General features: G+C 72.8%; 12 protein-coding genes. 10 read left to right on the top strand and 2 right to left on the bottom strand.

From position 1 onward, the window contains the following. Nucleotides 1-33 precede the first annotated feature (33 nt). Nucleotides 34-1,023 (top strand): aldo/keto reductase, encoded by a 990-nt coding sequence (locus tag J2X26_RS01945; protein WP_307489346.1) that lies wholly within the window; start codon nt 34-36, stop codon nt 1,021-1,023. A 3-nt stretch (nt 1,024-1,026) separates the two neighbouring features. On the opposite strand, the gene J2X26_RS01940 is transcribed toward J2X26_RS01945, so the two are convergent. Both J2X26_RS01940 and J2X26_RS01935 read right to left on the bottom strand, forming a co-directional pair. Then, nucleotides 1,027-1,767 (bottom strand): hypothetical protein, encoded by a 741-nt coding sequence (locus J2X26_RS01940; RefSeq protein WP_307489344.1) that lies wholly within the window; start codon nt 1,765-1,767, stop codon nt 1,027-1,029. Continuing rightward, nucleotides 1,767-2,222, bottom strand: coding sequence for an OsmC family protein (locus J2X26_RS01935; RefSeq protein ID WP_307489342.1), 456 nt, complete (start codon nt 2,220-2,222; stop codon nt 1,767-1,769). Before J2X26_RS01935 ends, J2X26_RS01940 begins: the two co-directional genes overlap by 1 nt. 152 nt (nt 2,223-2,374) lie before the next feature. Here J2X26_RS01935 and J2X26_RS01930 point away from each other — a divergent pair, with 152 nt between their 5' ends. From J2X26_RS01930 to J2X26_RS01890, 9 genes are all read left to right on the top strand, one after another. Continuing rightward, nucleotides 2,375-3,604, top strand: coding sequence for a hypothetical protein (locus J2X26_RS01930; protein ID WP_307489341.1), 1,230 nt, complete (start codon nt 2,375-2,377; stop codon nt 3,602-3,604). Between the two features lie 215 nt (nt 3,605-3,819). After that, nucleotides 3,820-4,293, top strand: coding sequence for a septum formation family protein (locus tag J2X26_RS01925; protein ID WP_307489339.1), 474 nt, complete (start codon nt 3,820-3,822; stop codon nt 4,291-4,293). 4 nt (nt 4,294-4,297) lie between these two features. Next, complete coding sequence (locus J2X26_RS01920; protein WP_307489337.1) at nt 4,298-4,690, top strand: DUF4280 domain-containing protein; 393 nt, start codon at nt 4,298-4,300, stop codon at nt 4,688-4,690. A 140-nt stretch (nt 4,691-4,830) separates the two neighbouring features. After that, the gene (locus J2X26_RS01915) at nt 4,831-5,403 is read left to right on the top strand and encodes a DUF4255 domain-containing protein (protein WP_307489336.1); all 573 of its coding nucleotides are present in this window, start codon (nt 4,831-4,833) and stop codon (nt 5,401-5,403) included. After that, nucleotides 5,400-7,607 carry a carboxypeptidase regulatory-like domain-containing protein gene (locus J2X26_RS01910; RefSeq protein WP_307489334.1) on the top strand — a complete coding sequence of 736 codons (2,208 nt, stop codon included), beginning with the start codon at nt 5,400-5,402 and terminating at the stop codon, nt 7,605-7,607. Before J2X26_RS01915 ends, J2X26_RS01910 begins: the two co-directional genes overlap by 4 nt. A gap of 1 nt (nt 7,608) precedes the next feature. Further along, nucleotides 7,609-10,131 carry a carboxypeptidase regulatory-like domain-containing protein gene (locus J2X26_RS01905; protein WP_307489332.1) on the top strand — a complete coding sequence of 841 codons (2,523 nt, stop codon included), beginning with the start codon at nt 7,609-7,611 and terminating at the stop codon, nt 10,129-10,131. A 12-nt stretch (nt 10,132-10,143) separates the two neighbouring features. Continuing rightward, the gene (locus J2X26_RS01900; protein ID WP_307489330.1) at nt 10,144-16,152 is read left to right on the top strand and encodes a carboxypeptidase regulatory-like domain-containing protein; all 6,009 of its coding nucleotides are present in this window, start codon (nt 10,144-10,146) and stop codon (nt 16,150-16,152) included. Between the two features lie 30 nt (nt 16,153-16,182). Next, nucleotides 16,183-17,115 (top strand): PaaX family transcriptional regulator, encoded by a 933-nt coding sequence (locus tag J2X26_RS01895; protein ID WP_307489327.1) that lies wholly within the window; start codon nt 16,183-16,185, stop codon nt 17,113-17,115. Between the two features lie 160 nt (nt 17,116-17,275). Beyond that, on the top strand, nt 17,276-18,466 hold the full coding sequence (locus J2X26_RS01890; RefSeq protein ID WP_307489325.1) for a cellulose binding domain-containing protein: 1,191 nt from the start codon (nt 17,276-17,278) through the stop codon (nt 18,464-18,466). Nucleotides 18,467-18,483 lie beyond the last annotated feature (17 nt).

Raw genomic sequence — 18,483 nt, 5'->3', positions numbered from 1 at the left:
CCCCATCGTCCGCGCGGGGTAGCGTCCCTGTCCATGGAGAGCAGGCTGCTGGGCAGGACGGGTCGGTCGGTCGGGGTCGTGGGGCTGGGGTGCTGGCAGCTCGGCGCGGACTGGGGGTCGGTGTCCGACGAGGCGGCGCTGGAGGTCCTGGGAGCCGCCGTCGACTCCGGCGTGACGTTCCTGGACACCGCCGACGTGTACGGCGACGGCCGCTCCGAGAAGCTCATCGGCTCGTTCCTGGCCGCCCGCGGCCCCAACCACGGCCTGACCGTCGCGACGAAGATGGGCCGCCGCTCCGACCCGCACGTCGCCGACGCCTACACGCTCTCGTGGTTCCGCGCCTGGACCGACCGCTCGCGCGAGAACCTCGACGTCGACACCCTCGACCTGGTGCAGCTGCACTGCCCGCCGTCGGAGGTGTACCGCCGCGAGTCCACCTACGACGCCCTCGACGTGCTCGTCGACGAGGGGCGCATCGCCGCCTACGGGGTGTCCGTCGAGACCGTCGACGAGGCCCTCGAGGCGATCATCCGGCCGCACGTCGCCACGGTGCAGATCATCCTCAACGTGTTCCGCCGCAAGCCGCTCGAGCAGGTGCTGCCCCTGGCGGCCGCCGAGGGCGTCGGGATCATCGCGCGCGTGCCGCTGGCGTCCGGCCTGCTGTCCGGCAAGTACGACGAGGACACGCAGTTCGCCGCCGACGACCACCGCTCCTACAACCGCGCCGGCGAGGCGTTCGACGTCGGCGAGACGTTCGCGGGGGTGCCGTTCGAGGTCGGTGTCGCGGCTGCCCGCGAGGTCGCGGACCTGACGCCGGCGGGCGCCACGACGGCCCAGCTCGCGCTGCGGTGGATCATCGACCAGCCCGGGATGTCCGTCGTCATCCCCGGGGCACGTTCCGCGGCCCAGGCCGTCGCGAACGCGCAGGCCGCGGCGCTGCCGCCCGTCGACGAGGAGACGCTCGACGGCCTGCGCGGCGTGTACGACGGGCGGATCCGCCAGCACGTGCACGCCCGCTGGTAGTCCCTACTTCTTGGAGCCGATCCGCTTGAGGCGGCCCGTCAGCCGCTTGGGCTCGGCGGGCACGAGCACCGGCTTGTCGTCGGGCCCCGCGACCTCGATGACCCGCGGGAACGTGAGCGGCGGCGGACCGAACGCCTTGCGGGCGCCCTCGATCACGTTCTTGCCCAGCGCACGCGCGCCCGCGACGCCGATCACCAGGCCGATGCCGAACGGGATGATGCGCCCGAAGGCCAGACCGGTCTGCTTGGAGACCTGCGTGCGCACGAAGCGCCGGGTCATCGTCGTGTTCACCTTGCGGACCGTCGCCATCGGCATCCGCGTCAGCAGCGAGCGGGCGACGCTGACGCTGGTCAGCTCCGCACCGTCCGTGACGATCTTGGCGCCGGAGTCCCCGAGGATCGTGGTCAGCAGGAGCGCGCGACGGCGGTCCGCATCCTCGACCTCGATGCCGTGCACGCTGGCCACCGCCAGCGCGAACGCGGCCGACGCCCCGAAGAACGTCGCGATGTCGCTGGCCGTGAGCGCCAGGGCGACCCCCGTCCCGACCGCCGGAGCCGCAGCCGTCGCGCCCACCGCACCGCCGGTGCTCTGCACCACCAGCAGGTACTCCTTCTCCAGGAGGCGCACCAGCTCCTCCGGGGAGGCGTCCGGGTGCCGGCGCCGCAACGAGCTGACGTGCGCGTGGATCGTGGACGACGGGATGGTCACGGCCTTGGCGAGGGCCGCCTCGACGATGCCGGCCATCAACGCTCCCCGGTCACGGTCAGCTGCACGTTCGCGCCCGCGTCGAGAGTGCGGCCGACGGTGCAGTGCGAGTCGATGGCACGGTGCACGACGGTGATGAGGCGCTCGCGGGCCTCCGGGTCGAGCGAGCTCAGGTCCACCACCAGCTCCTCGGCGAACGCGGGGTAGCGGTCCTCGTCACCGGCCATGCCCGTGACCTTGATGACCACCTCGACGTCGTCGCCGAGCCGGTGCGCGAGCTTGGAGTCGGCCGACAGGCCGCTGCAGCCGGCGAGCGCGATCTTCAGCAGCTCGCCCGGGCTGAACGCTCCGTCGACCTCGACCCCGCCGATGCTCACCTCGGCGCCGCGCGAGTTGCGTCCCGTGTACAGGCGCTTGCCCGTGCGCTCCACCCACAGCTCGGTGTCGCCCGCGTTCTTGGTGATGTCGGGCGCTGTCGTCTGCTCCGTCGTCATGCCGCGATCCTGCCATGGGGCGCCGGGAGTCTCCCGTCGAGGCATGCGCCGACGAGAGCGCGGCGCTGCCGCGCGTCGCTCCTATTCCATTCAGTCTCACCGCTGAATTCTGACCCTTGTCGGCGCCAACAGAGCACTGCTAGTGTCCGGCCATGTCGACAAGAATGCAGCGGGGCTTTCGCGCGTCCGCCATTGGGCTCAGCGTTTCCATTGCCATTCTGTGCGCACCGGTGGCCGCTGGGGCGAGCGGAGGACCAGGAGCCGGCGATGGCAACCGCGCGTCCGCTGAAAAGGTGCTCCCTCCGGGTGCCCTGACGTGGCAGGAAAAGTTCGACAGAGCAGCAACGGTATTGCGCGAGCGATTCCCCGAGACGTTCGCCGAGGCTGTTATCGAGGGCGAGAACCGGGGAAGGATCGCATTCAAGGGCGCCCTGCCTGCTGGCGCTCGCACTGCGGCGTCGCTGCCGAAGGGTGCTTCGCTCGTCGCCGGCGCGCAGTACTCGGAGCGGGAGCTCGAAGGGATCTCGCTCGCTCTGCTGACGAAGGCGGAGGAGGAGTTCGTGGGTGCCGAGAGCGTCGCCTCCTACCTCGACTGGCGCGACCGCTCGTTTCACGTCGTCCGCACCGAGGCCACGCAATCCGCAGCCGACAAAGCGGCGACGGCTCGTGCGGCCGAGCCTTCGGCGGAGACGTTCTCCGCTCAGGTCAGCGAGGAGATCGACCTCCCGGACGGCTTCGGCCTCGTCGTCGAGGCGAAGGAGGAGCCCATCGCCGGGAGCGAGGCGTACGACGGCGGGGACTGGCTCATGAACGGAGATCGCCCGTGGTGCACCGCTGCCTTCCCCGTGAAGAAGCGGACGAGCGCGCACCTGGGTGTACTGACCGCCGGCCACTGCCCTGGCAACCTGACGTACACGGGGAACAAGGCCAACATCTTTACCGTGCTTTCCGGTTCGTTGTCGACCAACGACGGAGCGATCGGCGGTGACTTCCGATGGTTCTGGAGCAGTCAGATGTTCAGTGGTCGCACTTATGTCGGTGCACCAACTGCACCGTACCGAAACTTCTCGGCGGCGGCCAAGCCCTCGGTCAACTCGACGGTGTGCAAATACGGGGGAAAAACGGGTTACGGCTGCGCCAAGATGGTGTACACCGCGTTGTACTATTCGCCGAAGATCCCGGATGGCGGGGGGAATCCTTATCGCGTTGGGCCCCTCGGCGGTGTAGCCAGCCACATCACGACTGATGGAGATAGCGGTGGCCCGTGGTTCTACAACTACACGGCGTACGGTATTCACTCCGGATTTGTCAACGGTGGATCGGCGTTCAGCTACGTCACCCACGCTTTGTCGACCTTCGACCTCGTGCTGTGGGCAGGCTGAACAGGCTCGCGCTACGTCCGACGGCCGGTCGTCAGGCCTCCGGATCGTGGCAGGGAGCGGTCGGCTCTGACCGGTGATCGGCGCACGTCTGACGTGAACCACTGCGAACGAACCGTCGTCGAGCTCAGGGCCTCGTCTGGCACAAGTTACGCAACGACTACGGATGGACGGGCCCGACGTCGCTCCTAGGCTGCCAACGGCGGCGAGGAGGGTCCATGCGGGTGTGGCGCGGGGTGCTGGTGGTGGGGGTCGTCCTGCTGCTCCCGGGCTGCTCGCTGTTCGACCGGGACGACACCGACCAGATCTCGGTGTTCGACGTCGAGGTGGGCGACTGCTTCACGGCGCCCGAGGAGATCACGACGACGTTCACCACGCTGGACCGCGTGGAGTGCGAGGTGCCGCACGAGCAGGAGGCGTACGCGCTCGCCACGTACACCGACCCCGGGACGGACACGACGCCGGAGACGTTCCCCGGCGAGGCCGCGCTGAAGTCGTTCGCGGACGGGGCGTGCGCGCAGGAGTACGCGGACTACGTGGGCGTCGACTACCGCGACTCCGAGCTCTTCTTCACGTACCTGCTGCCGTCGCCGCGCAGCTGGGAGCAGGACGAGGACCGCACGACCCTGTGCTTCGTCACGACGACGGACGGGGTGCAGCTGACGCAGTCGGTGCAGGGGACGGAGTGGTGACCTGATGGGCAAGCCTGCTGCGACCGCGACCGCCATGCTGCAGTGCAGCTTCGGCATCGCACCGTCGACCCTCGTCGTCCTGCCGATCGCGCGCGTCCTGGTGGAGGGCAAGCCGGCGGCGGCGATCACGGACATGATGCCCGGCGCGAACATCCCGCCCTTCGGCATGTGCACGAGCCTGGCCAACCCGATGGTCGCGGCAGCGACCGCCGCCGCACTTGGCGTCCTGACGCCCATGCCGTGCATCCCCGCGACGGTCGCGCCGTGGATGAACGGAGCGACGCAGACCCTCATCGGCGGCAAGCCCGCCCTCACGATGGGCGCCACCTGCCAGTGCGCGTACGGGGGCGTCATCCAGATCCTCAACCCGGGCGCGATGAAGACCCTCGAAGGGTGACTTGCCGACTGACGGACCAACTTCGGTAGCGATTACCGATGCTCCCGCGAAGGGCCCCTGCATAGCCTGCGGATGTCCCGTCGTGCCTGGTCATGCGGGGGTTCTGCAACAGATGCAGAGCGCGTCGAGGGGAGCAGGCCGTGCTGATCCCGGTGGTCGAGGACGGCCTGGAGAGCCTCCTGCGCGCCACGCTGCCGCTGTCCACCGAGCAGGGCGACATCTCCTTCGACGCGCCGTCGAGCACGTGGTCGGCGCAGGTCAACCGGCTGACCGTCAACCTCTTCCTGTACGGGGTGTCGCGCAGCAGCCAGCCGGCGCGTGGGCCGTCGACCAGGGCCGCCACCAACGGCTCGACGGAGCGCCGGCACGCGCTGCCGATGGTGCAGCTGTCCTACCTGGTCAGCGCGTGGGCGGGGTCGTCGCGCGACGAGCACCTGCTGCTCGGTGACGCGCTGACGCGGCTGCTGGCGCACCAGGTGCTCCCCGGGAACCACTTGCCCCGGCAGCTGTCGTCGGGCGTCCAGCTGGCGCTCGCCCCCGACGACCACAACCGCCCGCGCGACGTGTGGTCCGGGCTGGGCGGCTCGCTCAAGGCGTCGTTCACGCTGCTGGTCACGGTCGCCGCGGACGCGTACGACTGGGAGGCCGCCGCCCCCGAGGTCACCTCCGTCTTCGGCTCCGCCGTCCCGATCAGGGCGGGCGTCAGCCCGTGAGGGTCAGCAGCACCGTCGAGCGGCTGGATGTGTCGCCCGGCAGCTCCGGGGTGGTCCCCCTCGAGGTCATCAACACCTCCGAGGTCATCGAGTCGCTGTCCGTGCGGGCGATCGGCCTGCCGGAGGCGCTCGTGCGGTCCGAGCCCCGGGCGCTCGCGCTGTTCCCGGAGGCGTCGGGCGCCCTCACCCTGACGCTGGACCTTCCCGACGCGTTCCCGGCGGGCACGTACCCGCTGACGTTCGTGATCGCGGGCAGCGCCCCGGGCGCGACGGAGGCGTTCCACGACCTCGACCTGGTGGTGCCGCCGCACCCGCGCCTCGCGCTGGTCGCCACGCCGTCGCGGGTCCGCACGCGGGGGCGGGCGGCGTTCACCGTCGAGGTGCGCAACGAGGGCAACGTGCCGCTGGACGTCGCGCTGCGAGCCGTCGACACCGACCGGACCCTACGCACGTCGCTCACGCCGTCGACGCTGGCGGTGGCGGCGGGCGAGGTCGCGACCACCACGGTGCTCGTGCGCGGACCGCGCCAGCTCCTCGGCTCCGACCGCGACCGGCCCTTGCGGGTGGTCGCACAGGCGACCGACACGACCGCCGACGTCGAGCTGGTGCTCCGCCAGAAGTCGACCTTCAGCCGTGGCCTCATCACGGCGCTGGTCCTGCTGTCGATCCTCGCGGCGTGGGCGCTGGCGTTCGTCCTCGGCATGCGCGAGGTGCTCGGCGCCGACCCGTACGCCAAGGTGGCGCCGCCGTCGTTCTTCGTGAACACCGAGACGGCCGAGGGCACGCTGCCGGAGGGCATGCCCGCGGGCGCGATGCCGAAGGAGGGGCCCGTACCGGCGGGCACCGGCGCGACGGTCACCGGGCTGGTGCTCGGCGAGACCGACCAGCAGGGCGTCGGGCGGGTCACCGTGACGGCGTGGCGGCAGGGCCGAGAAGCACCCGTGGAGGTGTCGTCGGCGGCCACGCAGGCCGACGGCAGCTACTCGCTGGCCGGCCTGTTCCCCGGTCCGTACATGCTGGAGGTCGCCGCGGAGGGGTACGAGCCCGTGTGGTACGAGTCGGGGACCTCGTTCGGTACAGCGACGGAGGTGGACGCCCTCGCGCAGCAGGTCGCCACCGGTGTGGACCTCGCGGTGACCGGCGATCCCGCGTCGATCAGCGGCAACGTCGAGACGGGTGAGGCGCCGGGTGCCGTCGTGGTGCAGGTGACCGCGAAGCCGGCGTGGGCCGGCGCCGACCCGCTCACGGAGTACGTCACGGCGACCGATGCCGCCGGCGCGTACACGTTCGCGGGGCTGCCCGCGCCCGGGACGTACGAGCTGGCCTTCGTCGCAGAGGGCTATCAACCCACCAGCCTGTCCGAGCGCGTCCTGGGCGGGCAGTCGCGGTTCGCGCTCGACGTCACGCTCGGGGCGGGACCCGGGCAGATCGCGGGGACCGTGACGGACGGGTCGAACCCCGTCGGCGGCGTCGAGGTGAGCACGACGATGGACGGGAAGCCCGTGGTCGTCGGGACGCCCACCGTCGGGCAGGTCGGCCAGTTCGTCGTGCCGAACCTCAAGACGCCCGGCACCTACGTCCTGACGTTCACCAAGAAGGGGTTCAGCACGCAGACCGTGGTCGTCGACCTCGGTCCCGGCGAGCAGCGCGCCGACCTGCGGGTGGTGCTCTCCGGCGGGGCGGGGACCGTCACCGGCAGCGTCGTCGACGCGAACGGCGCCGGGATCGGTGGCGTGACCGTGACCGCCGGCGGGTCGTCGAACACCGTGACCACCACGACCCTGACGGCCGGGTCGGTGGGGTCGTTCACGCTGACCGGGCTGGCCACCGGGTCCGTGACGCTCACGTTCAGCAAGACCGGGTACACGTCGGCGAGCGTGCCGGTGACGCTCTCGGACACCGGACCGCCGGCCCCGGTGGCGGTGACGCTCACCTCGGCGCTCGGGAACGTGACCGGCCGGGTGACGCAGAGCGGCGCGGGGGTACCGGGAGCGACGGTCCAGGCCACCGACGGGACGATCACCCGCTCGACGACGTCGACGGCGTCCGGCGGGTTCGGCGCCGGCACGTACCTGTTGCCCGACCTGCCCGCCGGCACCTACACGGTGTCCGTGACCACGGGCGGGGGCGTCCTGGCCACCGCCGTCGTGACCGTGCAACCCGGGTCCACCACGGCGCAGGACCTCCCGATCGCGGGGCCCTGACGTGCGCCTGTCGGTCGAGCCGCGGCGCGCCGTCGCCACCCCCGGGACACCCACGACGCTGGGGGTCGTCGTCACCAACGGCTCCGACGTCATCTCCGGGTACGTGCTCCGGGTGCTCGGCGCGGACCCGTCGTGGGTGGAGATCGAGGACCCGTCGCCGCGGCTGTTCCCCGGCGAGTCCGTGTCCGTCGCGATCGTCCTGACGCTGCCGGAGGGGATCCCGGCGGGCGAGCGCCGGGTGTCCGTGCAGGTCCGCGACGTGACGGACCAGGCGGCGATCGCCATCGAGGACGTCACGATCGAGGTCCCCGCACTGGCGCGCACGACCGTGAGCCTCGAGCCGGCGACGGTGACCGCCGGCAAGGTCGCCGCGTTCGCCGCCGTGGTGCGCAACGACGGCAACACGGTCCAGCACGCGCGGCTCGTCGCGCGCGACCCCGAGGCCGCCACGACGTACACGTTCGACCCCGACGGGTTCAGCCTCGCGCCGGGGCAGAGCACCTCGGTGGCGCTGGCCGCGAGCGCCAAGCGGCCGTTCGTGGGGGACCCGCTGCTGCGGCCGTTCGAGCTGCGGCTCGAGGGGCCGGCGGCGTTGCCGACGGACGCTCCGCCGGCCGCGTCCGGCGTCTTCGTGCAGAAGCCCCTGCTGTCCCGGGGCATGCTCGGGCTGCTCGGGCTCCTGCTGGCCATCTCCACGTTCGCCCTCATCATCACGATCGCGCTCAGCTCGGTGGTGGGTCGGTCGGCCGCCGACCGGGACCTGGCGATCCAGGTGGCGCAGGCCCGGCAGGCGGCCGCCCAGACGGGGACGTCGACGGTCGAGGGCACGGTGATCCAGCTGAGCACCGGCGTCCCCGCGCAGGACGTCACGGTGCTCCTGTTCGGCGCGGAGGACCCGTCGCAGCCGGTGAAGACGCAGGCCACGGGCACGGACGGCACGTTCGCGATGTCCGACCTGCCCGCCGGGGAGTACACGATCCAGGTGACCGGAGCCGGGTTCGCGCCCACCTGGTACCCGTCGGCGGCCGCGCAGCCGGACGCCCAGCCGGTCGAGCTCACCACCGGGCAGACCGTCGGGGGGCTGACGGTGGTGGTCGGTGGCGTGCCCGCGACCCTGACCGGCACCGTGTCGGGGGACGACGTCGGGGGGGCCCAGCTGACGGTGGAGCTGCCCCTCGACGTGCCGCCGCTCGCGGGCGAGGTCGAGCCGGAGGCGGGCGAGGCGACCGCGACGGGCAGCACCGGCGCGGTGGTGCGGACCGTCCCGATCGGCGCCGACGGAACGTTCGAGGTGGCCGACCTGCCCTCGCCCGCGGTGTACGACCTGGTGGTCTCCAAGGCCGGGTTCGCCAGCGCCGTGCAGCGGGTGGACGTCGCCGCGGGAGAGGACCGCAGCGGGATCCAGCTGTCGCTGCTGACGGGCGACGGGTCCATCGCCGGCTCGGTCAGCGGCGCCGCGGGTCCGGTCGGTGGCGCGGCGGTCGTCGCGAGCGCCGGGCAGATCGTCGTCGAGACCGTGACCCTCACCGAGGACCCGGTCGGGTCGTTCACGCTGCGCGGGCTGCCGACCCCCGGCGCGTACACCGTCGTCGTGACCGCGGAGGGGTTCGCCCCCGCGACGCTCAGCCTCTCGCTGACGCCCGCCCAGGAGCTCACGGGCGTCTCCGTGCTGCTCGGTCAGGACCAGTCGAGCATCAGCGGGCAGGTCACCGTGCCGGGCGGGGATCCCAGCGGGGTCGTGGTGACCGTGACGGACGGGGCCGTGACGGCGCAGACGGTCACGCGCTCGTCCGCGCCGGCGGGGAGCTGGGAGGTGACCGGCCTGCGGGTCCCGTCCACCTACACCGTGACGTTCGCCCGGGCCGACCTGGAGTCGCAGGTGCTCTCGGTGAGCATCGACGGGTTCGGGAACATCACGTCCGGGGCACCCAGCGCGACCCAGGTGAACGCCACGATGCGGGCGGCCGACGGCACGATCTCCGGGGTCGTCCGGCAGAGCACGACCACGGGGGCGACCAGCGCGGTGGGGAACGTGACGGTGACGGTGAGCTCCGGGACAACGCAGCGGGTGGTGACCACGGCGTCCACGCCGGCCTCCGAGGTCGGGCGGTACGTCGTCGACACGCTCCCGCCCGGCACCTACACCGTGACCTTCTCCCGGGCCGGTACCCGCCCGACCTCGACGATCGTCGTCCTCGCGGCGTCGCAGAACCGCGACCTCAGCCCGGTCCTCGTCGCGCCCGCCGCGATCTCCGGCACGGTGACGCAGGGCAGCGCCCAGGTGCAGGTGGGGCGCGCGGTGCTCCTGTACCTCGCGGCGCAGTACGGCACAGCGGCCGGGCCGGTCGCCACGACGACGACCGACAGCGCGGGGTTCTACACGTTCCAGGACGTCAGCGCCCCCGAGCACTACATCATCGAGGTCCGCACCACGCCGTCAGGCACCGTGCTGGTCACCTCCATCCCGCAGACCGTCAGCGCGAGCCAGCAGCTCACGGTCAACCTCTCCATCCCGACCCCCTGAGCGAGGATCCACGTGGCCGTCGCACCGCAGCGCACCGCGCAGGGCGCCCCGAGCGTCCTGGCCGAGCCCGGCGCGCATGCGTCCCCGGGGCAGTCCGCGGTCCTGCGGGTGCACGCGCGCAACATCACGACGCAGGCCCAGGACATCGCCTTCTCCGCGATCGGCCTCGAGGGTGCGTGGCTGCCCGCGCCGGTCGCGGTCCCCGGCGTGCCCGCGGACGCGACGGTCACGGTCGAGCTGCCGCTGCTGCCCCCCGTCGGTGCCGCCCCCGGCGACTACCCGTTCGTCGTCGCGGTGGAGGCCCGCACCCCCGGAGCCGCACCCGCGACGACCCTGGCCGAGGTGGTGCTGCGGGTCGACGGCGTCAGCGACCTGGTGCTCAGCGTCGAGCCCGCGGACTCCCGGACCGTCCGCAGGCGCGCGATCCAGGTGGTGCTGGCCAACACCGGGGAGCAGCCGGTCCGGGTGCGCCTCGACGCGGTCGGGGACGCGGACCTCGCGGTCGCCCTGTTCGCCGACGACGTCGACCTCGACCCGCACCAGACCATCCGGATCCCGGGGCAGGTCCGGGCGCTGCGGCCGCGCGTGGTCGGCAGCACCCGGCGGTCGCCGTTCCACGTGGTGGCCACGGGTGCGCGGGCGCCGCAGCGGTTCGACGGCTCGGTCGCGCTGCGTCCCCTGCTCACGTCGACCGTGCTCAAGGCCGTCGCGATCACGATGGTGTCGCTGCTGTGGATCGGGGCCGTGCTGGCGGCGCTGCCGCTGGTGTCGCAGGTGGTTGCCGACCGGTCGCAGGAGCAGGCGAAGAAGCCGTCCGACGAGTCGACGGACGGCGGTGGGACCGACGGCGGGACCGATGGCGGTACCGGCGGCGGCACCGAGGAGGAGGCCCCGCCCCCGGGAGGTCCCGCGCCGCTGGTCCCGGGCGTCCGGGTGGCAGGTCAGGTCACGGGATCGGAGCCCGCGGGGGTGCAGGTGACGGTGGCGCCCGCGTCGGCGTTCACGCCCGCAGGAACCGAGACGCCGCCGTCGACGGCCTCGGGCGCGGACCGGCGGCTGGTGGCGCTCGCGGCGCTCACGTCGCCCGGCCGCGCCGCCGCGGCCGTGCTCGCGGCCGCCGAGACGTCCCCGTCGACGGACGCGGGCAAGGTCCTGGGCCTCGCGCTCCCGGTCGAGCTGACCGACCAGGCCTCGCAGCGCCGCAGCACGACGACCGACGAGAAGGGCACGTGGGCGTTCGCCGACCTGTCCGCGACGGGCCGCTACCTCATCGTGCTCTCGAAGCCGGGGTACCAGACCCAGCGCTTCATGGTCACGGGCGCGGAGGCGGCCGCCGCCCCGCTCACGCTCGAGATGGTCCCCGGGAACGGTCGGATGTCCGGGACGATCACCGGCCCCGGCGGTGCGGCCGGCGGCGTCGAGATCACGCTCTCCGACGGCACGACGACGGTGACCACGCGGACCGCCACCACCGGGCGCGTCGGGCGCTGGGAGGTCGACGGGCTGTCCACCCCGAGCACCTACCTGGTCACCGCGGGCACCGAGCGCCTGGGCGTGCAGTCCGTCCTCGTGCGCCTGGAGGCCGACGGCACGCGGACGGTGAACCTGGCGCTGCGCAGCGGGGTCGCGACGCTGTCCGGGACCGTGCGCGGCACCGACTCCCTCGGCGGCTTCGGGGGGCTCGGCGGGCTGACGGTGACCGCGTCGGCGGGCGAGGTCACGCGCACCGCGACGACCGTGACGGGCGACCGCGCCGGCACGGTCGTGCTGCCTGACCTACCGGTGCCCGCGTCGTACACGGTGACGGTCTCCGGGGCCGGCTACGCGACGCAGACGCGGCAGGTCGACCTCGGTCCCGAAGGCATCGACCCCCTCGACATCGTGATGACGTCCGTCGGCGGGGTGGTCGAGGGCACGGTCACGGCCACCGGGGGCGGCGGCCTCGCGGGGGCGGGCCTCACGCTCGACGGACCGGCCGGCACGTACAAGACGATGGCGGCGTCCGATGGGTCCGGCACCTTCCGCCTGTCCGGGATCGACCCCGGGCAGTACGTGCTCACGGCCACGGTGTTCGGGCACGAGCCGGGGTCCGCACAGGTCACCGTGACCAGCGGGAGCACGTCCCGGGCGGACCTGGTCCTCACGCCCATCCCCGGAGACGGGCTGGTCGCGACCTCCCGCATCCGCGGCAGCGTGCGCGACGCGAGCACCGGCGGGCAGGTCACCTGCCCGCACATCCGCCCCGAGGACGGGGGGTGCCGGATCACGGTGAACGGTGACGTCGCCGACTCGTCCGGAGCCACGAACCGGTTCACCTCGACGGCCGGGCCCGACGAGGACTACACGTTCCCGAAGCCGGGCGACCCCGGTCTGCTGCCGGGCCTCTACCGGCTGACCATCTCGGCACCCGGGTACGAGGACGGTCACGTCAACGTCACCGTCCCGATGGGGCAGGTCGTCGAGGCGACCCCGGTCGCGCTCGAGCTGTCCCCGTCGATCGTCGGGACGGTCCAGGCGAGGGTCGGTGCCGTGTCGACGGACACCTGCGTCATCGCCGTGCCGACCACGCCCGGCGTCGTGGTGCCGACCGCCCCGTGCACGCGGGGTGTGACGACCTGTGAGATCACGGGCGCCGCGTGCAGCTTCATCGGGATCAACGGGTCCTACGAGATCAACCGCCTGACCGCCGGCGCGTACACCGTGTTCGTGGTCCCGCCGGCCGACGAGGAGTACCTGCCGCCGGTGCCGGGCAACGTGTCGCTGGTCCCCGGGTCGTCGCGACGGTTCGACGCGCTGCTCGACCGGCTGGGCCGGCTCAACGTGACCGTCATGCGCTCCGACGGCAGCTCGGCGCTGGTGCCCGCCATCGGGGCGACCGTCGTGACCGACCCGGTGTCCCTGCTCGCCACGCCCACGCCCGCCACCGACATCAACGGGCTCACCCAGGTCATCGGGCTCGACAAGGGCGACTACCAGGTGACGGCGACGGGCATCAGCACGGGCTCGCTGCCCAAGCGCGTCCCCGTCGGCCTCAACCAGGAGGTGTCCGTCCAGATCGTCCTCACGCTGCCGGTCGCCAAGGTCACCGGCACCGTCGTCACCCAGCTCGTCGCCGGCCAGCAGACCCCCGTGGACAACGCCACGGTCACGGTCACCGGGACGACGGGGTTCTCCGGGCTGACCCCCGTGCGCCAGTCCGCCCAGGCGATCACGCCGCCCGCGGCGCCGAACCCGGACCCGAACGCGGGCACCGGCCGGTTCACCATCTGCACCGACGGCGGCGCCTGCCCGGAGGAGAGCACCAGCCCGGGCAGCACGATGGTGCTGCCCCTGGTGCAGCCGCGCGTCGACGTGACGGTCACCGCCCCCGGCTTCCAGCCGTTCTCGGCGGCCGACGTGCCCACGTCCGAGCTGGCGACGATCACGCTGTCGCCCGCGGGGGTGCCGTTCTCCGGGACGCTCGACTTCGCGCCGGGTCTGGCCGGCACCGCCCTGGCCGACGCGGTGCGCAACGTGCGGTTCTCCGTCCAGTCGGCGCCGCCCGGGGTCGGCCAGCTCTCGCTGACCGCCGTGCTGGTGGGCTCGACTCCCACGGTCGTCTGGTCGGACTCCTCGCAGGGCACCGACGTGAGCGGCCCGGCCGGCAGCCGGCTCATCCGGCCGGGGACGTACACGGTCACGGCGACGCTGCCGGGCTACGACCTGGCGCCGAGGACGTTCACGGTCGATCCCGGTGTCGCGATGCCGCGGGCGCCGGACCCGGCCGCGCTCGTCTTCACGCTCCGCAAGTTCGGGTTCCTGCGGGTCACCGTCGGGACCACCCAGAACCCGGACCTGCTGGTGCAGGGCGCCATCGTGACGATCACGCTCCAGGACGGGACGACGCAGCAGCGGGAGGCGCACCCGGGCGACACGTTCGTCGACTTCGGCGACCTGCCCACCGCCACGTACACGGTCGAGGTCCGGGCGCCCGGGCACCAGCGGGTCACCACGGAGGTGCAGCTCGAGGCCGGGGACGGGCCCGACGACGACAAGCTCGTCACTGTGCGGCGGCTCGGCCTGGTGCAGGGCACCGTCAAGTCGGTGCTGACCACGGGGCTGGAGCAGGACCTGCCCGGCGCGCAGATCGCGGTGCGGCAGGGGGTCGCCGGCACGCCGTTCGTCGGCACCACCGGCTCGACGGGGACGTACCGCGTCACCGGCACGACCGTCACCGACGGTCTGGTGCTGGGCGCCTGGCAGGTCGAGGCGACCGCTCCGGGGCACGACGCCGTCCCCGCGACCCAGGTCCAGGTCCCCCACCCGATCACGGGGTCCCTCGACGTCGACGTGCCGACGATCCGGCTGCCGGCGAAGAACGGAGGGCTCCAGGTCCGCGCGTACGACGGCACCACGGTGGTGCCGGGTCTGACCATGCAGCTCAGCTACCTGGACTCCACCGGTCCGCGGACCATCACGCCCACGTGCGGCCCGGACAACAACACCGCTCCGTGCCCGGGCGGGCTGTACGTGTTCATCGACGTACCGCCGCTCACGTACAACCTGAACATCTCCGGTGCCACGTACTCGCCGCTGTCGCTGCCCGTGACCATCCCGCCGGGGGAGACGCCGTCCATCAGCGTGCCGATGACCACGCCGTCGGGCTCGATCCAGGGGCTGGTCCAGCACCAGCGCGCGAACGGCCGTCTCGACCCCGTCTCGGGCGCCGTGGTGACGCTGACCCCCGAGACGGGCGCCTCCCGGACCGTCATGTCCACCACCAACGGTCAGTACACGTTCCCGGTCGTGGTGGCCGGCACCTACACGGTCTCCACGACGGTCGAGGGGCTCGGGGCCAGCCGGACCGTCGCCGTGCAACCCGGGCAGGGCATCGTCGTCGACCTGCTGCTCCAGGACGTGACCCGCCAGGTGCAGGTGACCGTGACGTCGGCGAACGGCACCGACCTCACGGGTGCCCTGGTCAGCCTGACGAGCGCCACCCTGACCGGACCGGCCGCGCAACCGGTCGTCCGCACGGGCGCGGGTGCCAGCACGTACACGACCACGTTCAACCAGGTGCCCACCGGCCCCTGGACCGTCACGGTCTCGGGCCCGTCCGGCCACCTCGGCACGCACACGGCGCCGCTCGAGGTCCCGGCGAACGGCACCGGGGTGGTGCCCGCCGCGGTCACCGTGCGCGAGACGCAGCTCGCGCTGCGCGCCACGTCGACCGTGACCGGTGCGCCCGCGACCGTGCTCGCGACCGTGACGCAGGGGTCCACGGCGACGCCGGTCACGGTGGCCGTCGGTGGCGGCGACTCCATCCTGTTCCTGCCCGACACCGCCGCCACGGTCACGGCGACCGTCGCGGGCGGCTGGGTGGTCACGGTGACGGGCGGCACCATCCCCGCGGGCACCACGTTCCGATCGGTGACGATGGACGTCACGGGTCGGCCGACGACGACGTCCGCCACCGTGGGCGCCGCGACGGTCGCGGTGGGCGGGACCGTCTCGGTGGCCACGCGCGTCCAGCCGGCGTCCGGTGGCGGCACCGTGGAACCCGGCACGCTCCAGCTGCAGCGACGGACGCCCGCCGGCCTGTGGACCGATGTGGGCGACGAGGTGGTCGCCACGGGAGGCAACCAGACGGTCACCGCGACCGCCGACGCCGGCTGGGGCACGGGCGACGTCTCGCTGCGGGTCGCGTACTCCGGCGCCGGGTCGTGGGGCCCGTCCACCAGCCTCGAGGTGACCGTGACGGTCCAGACGCCGACGACCACCGGCATCACGGCCGCCGCCGGGGTCCTCACCGCGACGGTCAGCCCGTCGGGTGCCACGGGGACGGTCGTGTTCGAGGTCGTCCCGGCGGCCGGACCTGCGACGGCCATCGCCTCCTGCAGCGCCGTCGCGCTGACCGCAGGAGTCGCCACGTGCACCTACACGCCCGCGGCGGGGGTCACGGAGAACGTGCGGGCGAGGTACACCGGCGCGACGACGTTCGTCGCGTCGCAGAGCGGGAACGTCTCGGTCTCCGGACCGTGACCGGAGGCTCCTGCCCACTAGGTTGACGGCGTGGAGGCACAGGCGGGCGAGGTCGACGTGCCTCGGGTGCAGTCCGGACCGAACCCGCAGCACCTGCTCTCGACGGTGCTCGGTGAGTACCTCGACTCCTCGGACGCGGAACTGCCCGCGACGACGGTGGTCGCCGTGCTCGGCGAGTTCGGCATCAGCCCGGCGAGCGCGAGGGCCGCGTTGTCCCGGCTCACCCGGCGAGGCATCGTCGCGACGCGGGGCCGTGCCCGGCCGCCGGTGTACAGCCTCACGCCGCAGACGATCGCGCGGCACCGGTCGACGATGCACCGCTTCCTCGCGTTCGGGGCGGCCCCGCGGGCGTGGGACGGGACCTGGCTCGGGGTCTCGTACTCGCTCCCGGAGTCCGCGCAGGCGCAGCGGCACGCGGTGCGCAAGCGTCTGGGCGAGCTCGGGTTCGCCCGGCTGTACGACAGCATGTGGATCAGCCCGGACCGTGACGCGGAGCCGGTGCGCGGTGCGATGGGCGAGATCCTGGGTGCCGCCCCGGGTGCGCGCTGGTCCGTGCTGCACGTGCGGTTCGACGACGAGGCCGGTCCGACGGTCGCGTACGACCTGACGGGCCTGGCGTCCGCCTACCGACGGTTCGTCGACGAGCACGCTGAGCTGCGTGCGGCGACTCGTGCGGGGCGGGTCGCTGCTGCTCAGGCGCTCGTCGCGCGCACGACGCTCATGGACGCCTGGCGAGGGTTCGCGTTCACCGACCCCGATCTGCCGCCGCACCTGCTGCCCGACCCGTGGCCCCGGCAGGAGGCGCGTGAGCTGTTCCTCGAGATCCACTCGGCGCTCGGACCGCTCGCGCAGGAGCGGCTCATCGAGGTGATGGAGCCGACCTGGCCCGATGCCGCGTCATGGGTGACGCACTTCGTCGCGGCCGACGACCCCGCCGAGCCACCACGGGGCGGAATCATTTAGCCAGGTGTGGACGGCGCTGAACTTCTAGACATATTTCCTGACTGCCGCAACGGTTGCTGCACAGGCGCTCGACCGGTGTGTGCCGCGGCGGGTCGGACGCCGGCGTCCGTGGCCTTCGTCGGCGCACCGGACGAGCATCGCGCGACCTCGGAGGAATCCCATGAGACGACTGCTCATCCGTACCGCACTGACCGCAACCCTGGCCGCCGCCGCCGTGATCGGATCGTCCGCGCTCCTGCCGGCCGCCGCAGCGCCGGGAGGTTCGGGTCCGAACCCGGCCGACTACTCGACCTCCAGCAGCCTGCCCAACCACACCATCTACCGACCGTCGACCCTGCCGTCGCAGCGCATGCCGATCGTCGTCTGGAGCAACGGCGCCTGCTCGGCGGACGGCACGTCCGCGGTGAACTTCCTGAAGGAGATCGCCTCCCACGGCTTCCTCGTGATCTCCAACGGCAACCCGGGCGGCGGTGGCAGCTCGAGCTCCTCCTGGCTCACGCAGTCGATCGACTGGGCGGTCGCGGAGAACTCCCGCTCGACGAGCGCGCTGTACAACCGCCTCGACACGAGCGAGATCGGCGTCGCCGGCTTCTCGTGCGGCGGGATCGAGGCCTACGCGGTCTCGGGCGACCCCCGGGTCACCACGACCGGGATCTTCAGCAGCGGGCTGCTCAACGACGGTGACGACTACCAGCTGCGCCGGCTCGACCACCCGATCGTCTACATCATCGGCGGCCCGAGCGACATCGCGTACCCGAACGCCATCGACGACTGGGGCAAGCTCCCCTCCGGGCTGCCCGCGTTCATGGGCAACCTGAACGTCGGGCACGGCGGGACGTACGGGCAGACCAACGGCGGCGAGTTCGGCCGCGCTGCGCAGCTGTGGTTCCGGTGGCAGCTCAAGGGCGACACCACGGCGGGACGCGCGTTCGTCGGGCAGAACTGCGCTCTGTGCGGCAACGGGTGGACGGCCCAGCAGAAGAACCTCACTCTCGGCCCCGACCCCACTCCGACGCCCACGCCGACGCCGACCCCGACGCCCACGCCCACGCAGGGCACCTCCGGGTGCAGTGCGACCTACACGGTGTCCGACCAGTGGCCTGGCGGCTTCGTCGCGAACGTCGCGGTGACCGCGCGCTCCGCGGTCACCAGGTGGACCGTGCGGCTGACGCTGCCCAGCGGCGCCACGGCAGGTCAGGCGTGGAACGGGGTCATGACGGGCAGCGGGGGATCGCTCAGCGTCGCGAACGCGGCCTGGAACGGTCGGCTCGCGGCCGGGCAGAGCACGTCGTTCGGGTTCCAGGGCACGGGCACCGGGGCAGGCGCCACGGTGTCCTGCGAAGCCGCCTGACCCGATCGGCACGCCCG

It is taken from the genome of Cellulomonas humilata (genome assembly GCF_030814415.1).
GTDB classification, from domain to species: Bacteria; Actinomycetota; Actinomycetes; order Actinomycetales; family Cellulomonadaceae; genus Cellulomonas; species Cellulomonas humilata_A.
The sequence above is the reverse complement of the archived record's forward strand: the minus strand, read 5'-3'. Positions and strand labels throughout refer to the sequence as shown.

Coding starts and splice junctions, on each gene's coding strand:
- J2X26_RS01945 (WP_307489346.1), top strand. CDS start 34: ATGGAGAGCAGGCTGCTGGGCAGGACGGGTCGGTCGGTCGGGGTCGTG.
- J2X26_RS01940 (WP_307489344.1), bottom strand. CDS start 1,767: ATGGCCGGCATCGTCGAGGCGGCCCTCGCCAAGGCCGTGACCATCCCG.
- J2X26_RS01935 (WP_307489342.1), bottom strand. CDS start 2,222: ATGACGACGGAGCAGACGACAGCGCCCGACATCACCAAGAACGCGGGC.
- J2X26_RS01930 (WP_307489341.1), top strand. CDS start 2,375: ATGTCGACAAGAATGCAGCGGGGCTTTCGCGCGTCCGCCATTGGGCTC.
- J2X26_RS01925 (WP_307489339.1), top strand. CDS start 3,820: ATGCGGGTGTGGCGCGGGGTGCTGGTGGTGGGGGTCGTCCTGCTGCTC.
- J2X26_RS01920 (WP_307489337.1), top strand. CDS start 4,298: ATGGGCAAGCCTGCTGCGACCGCGACCGCCATGCTGCAGTGCAGCTTC.
- J2X26_RS01890 (WP_307489325.1), top strand. CDS start 17,276: ATGAGACGACTGCTCATCCGTACCGCACTGACCGCAACCCTGGCCGCC.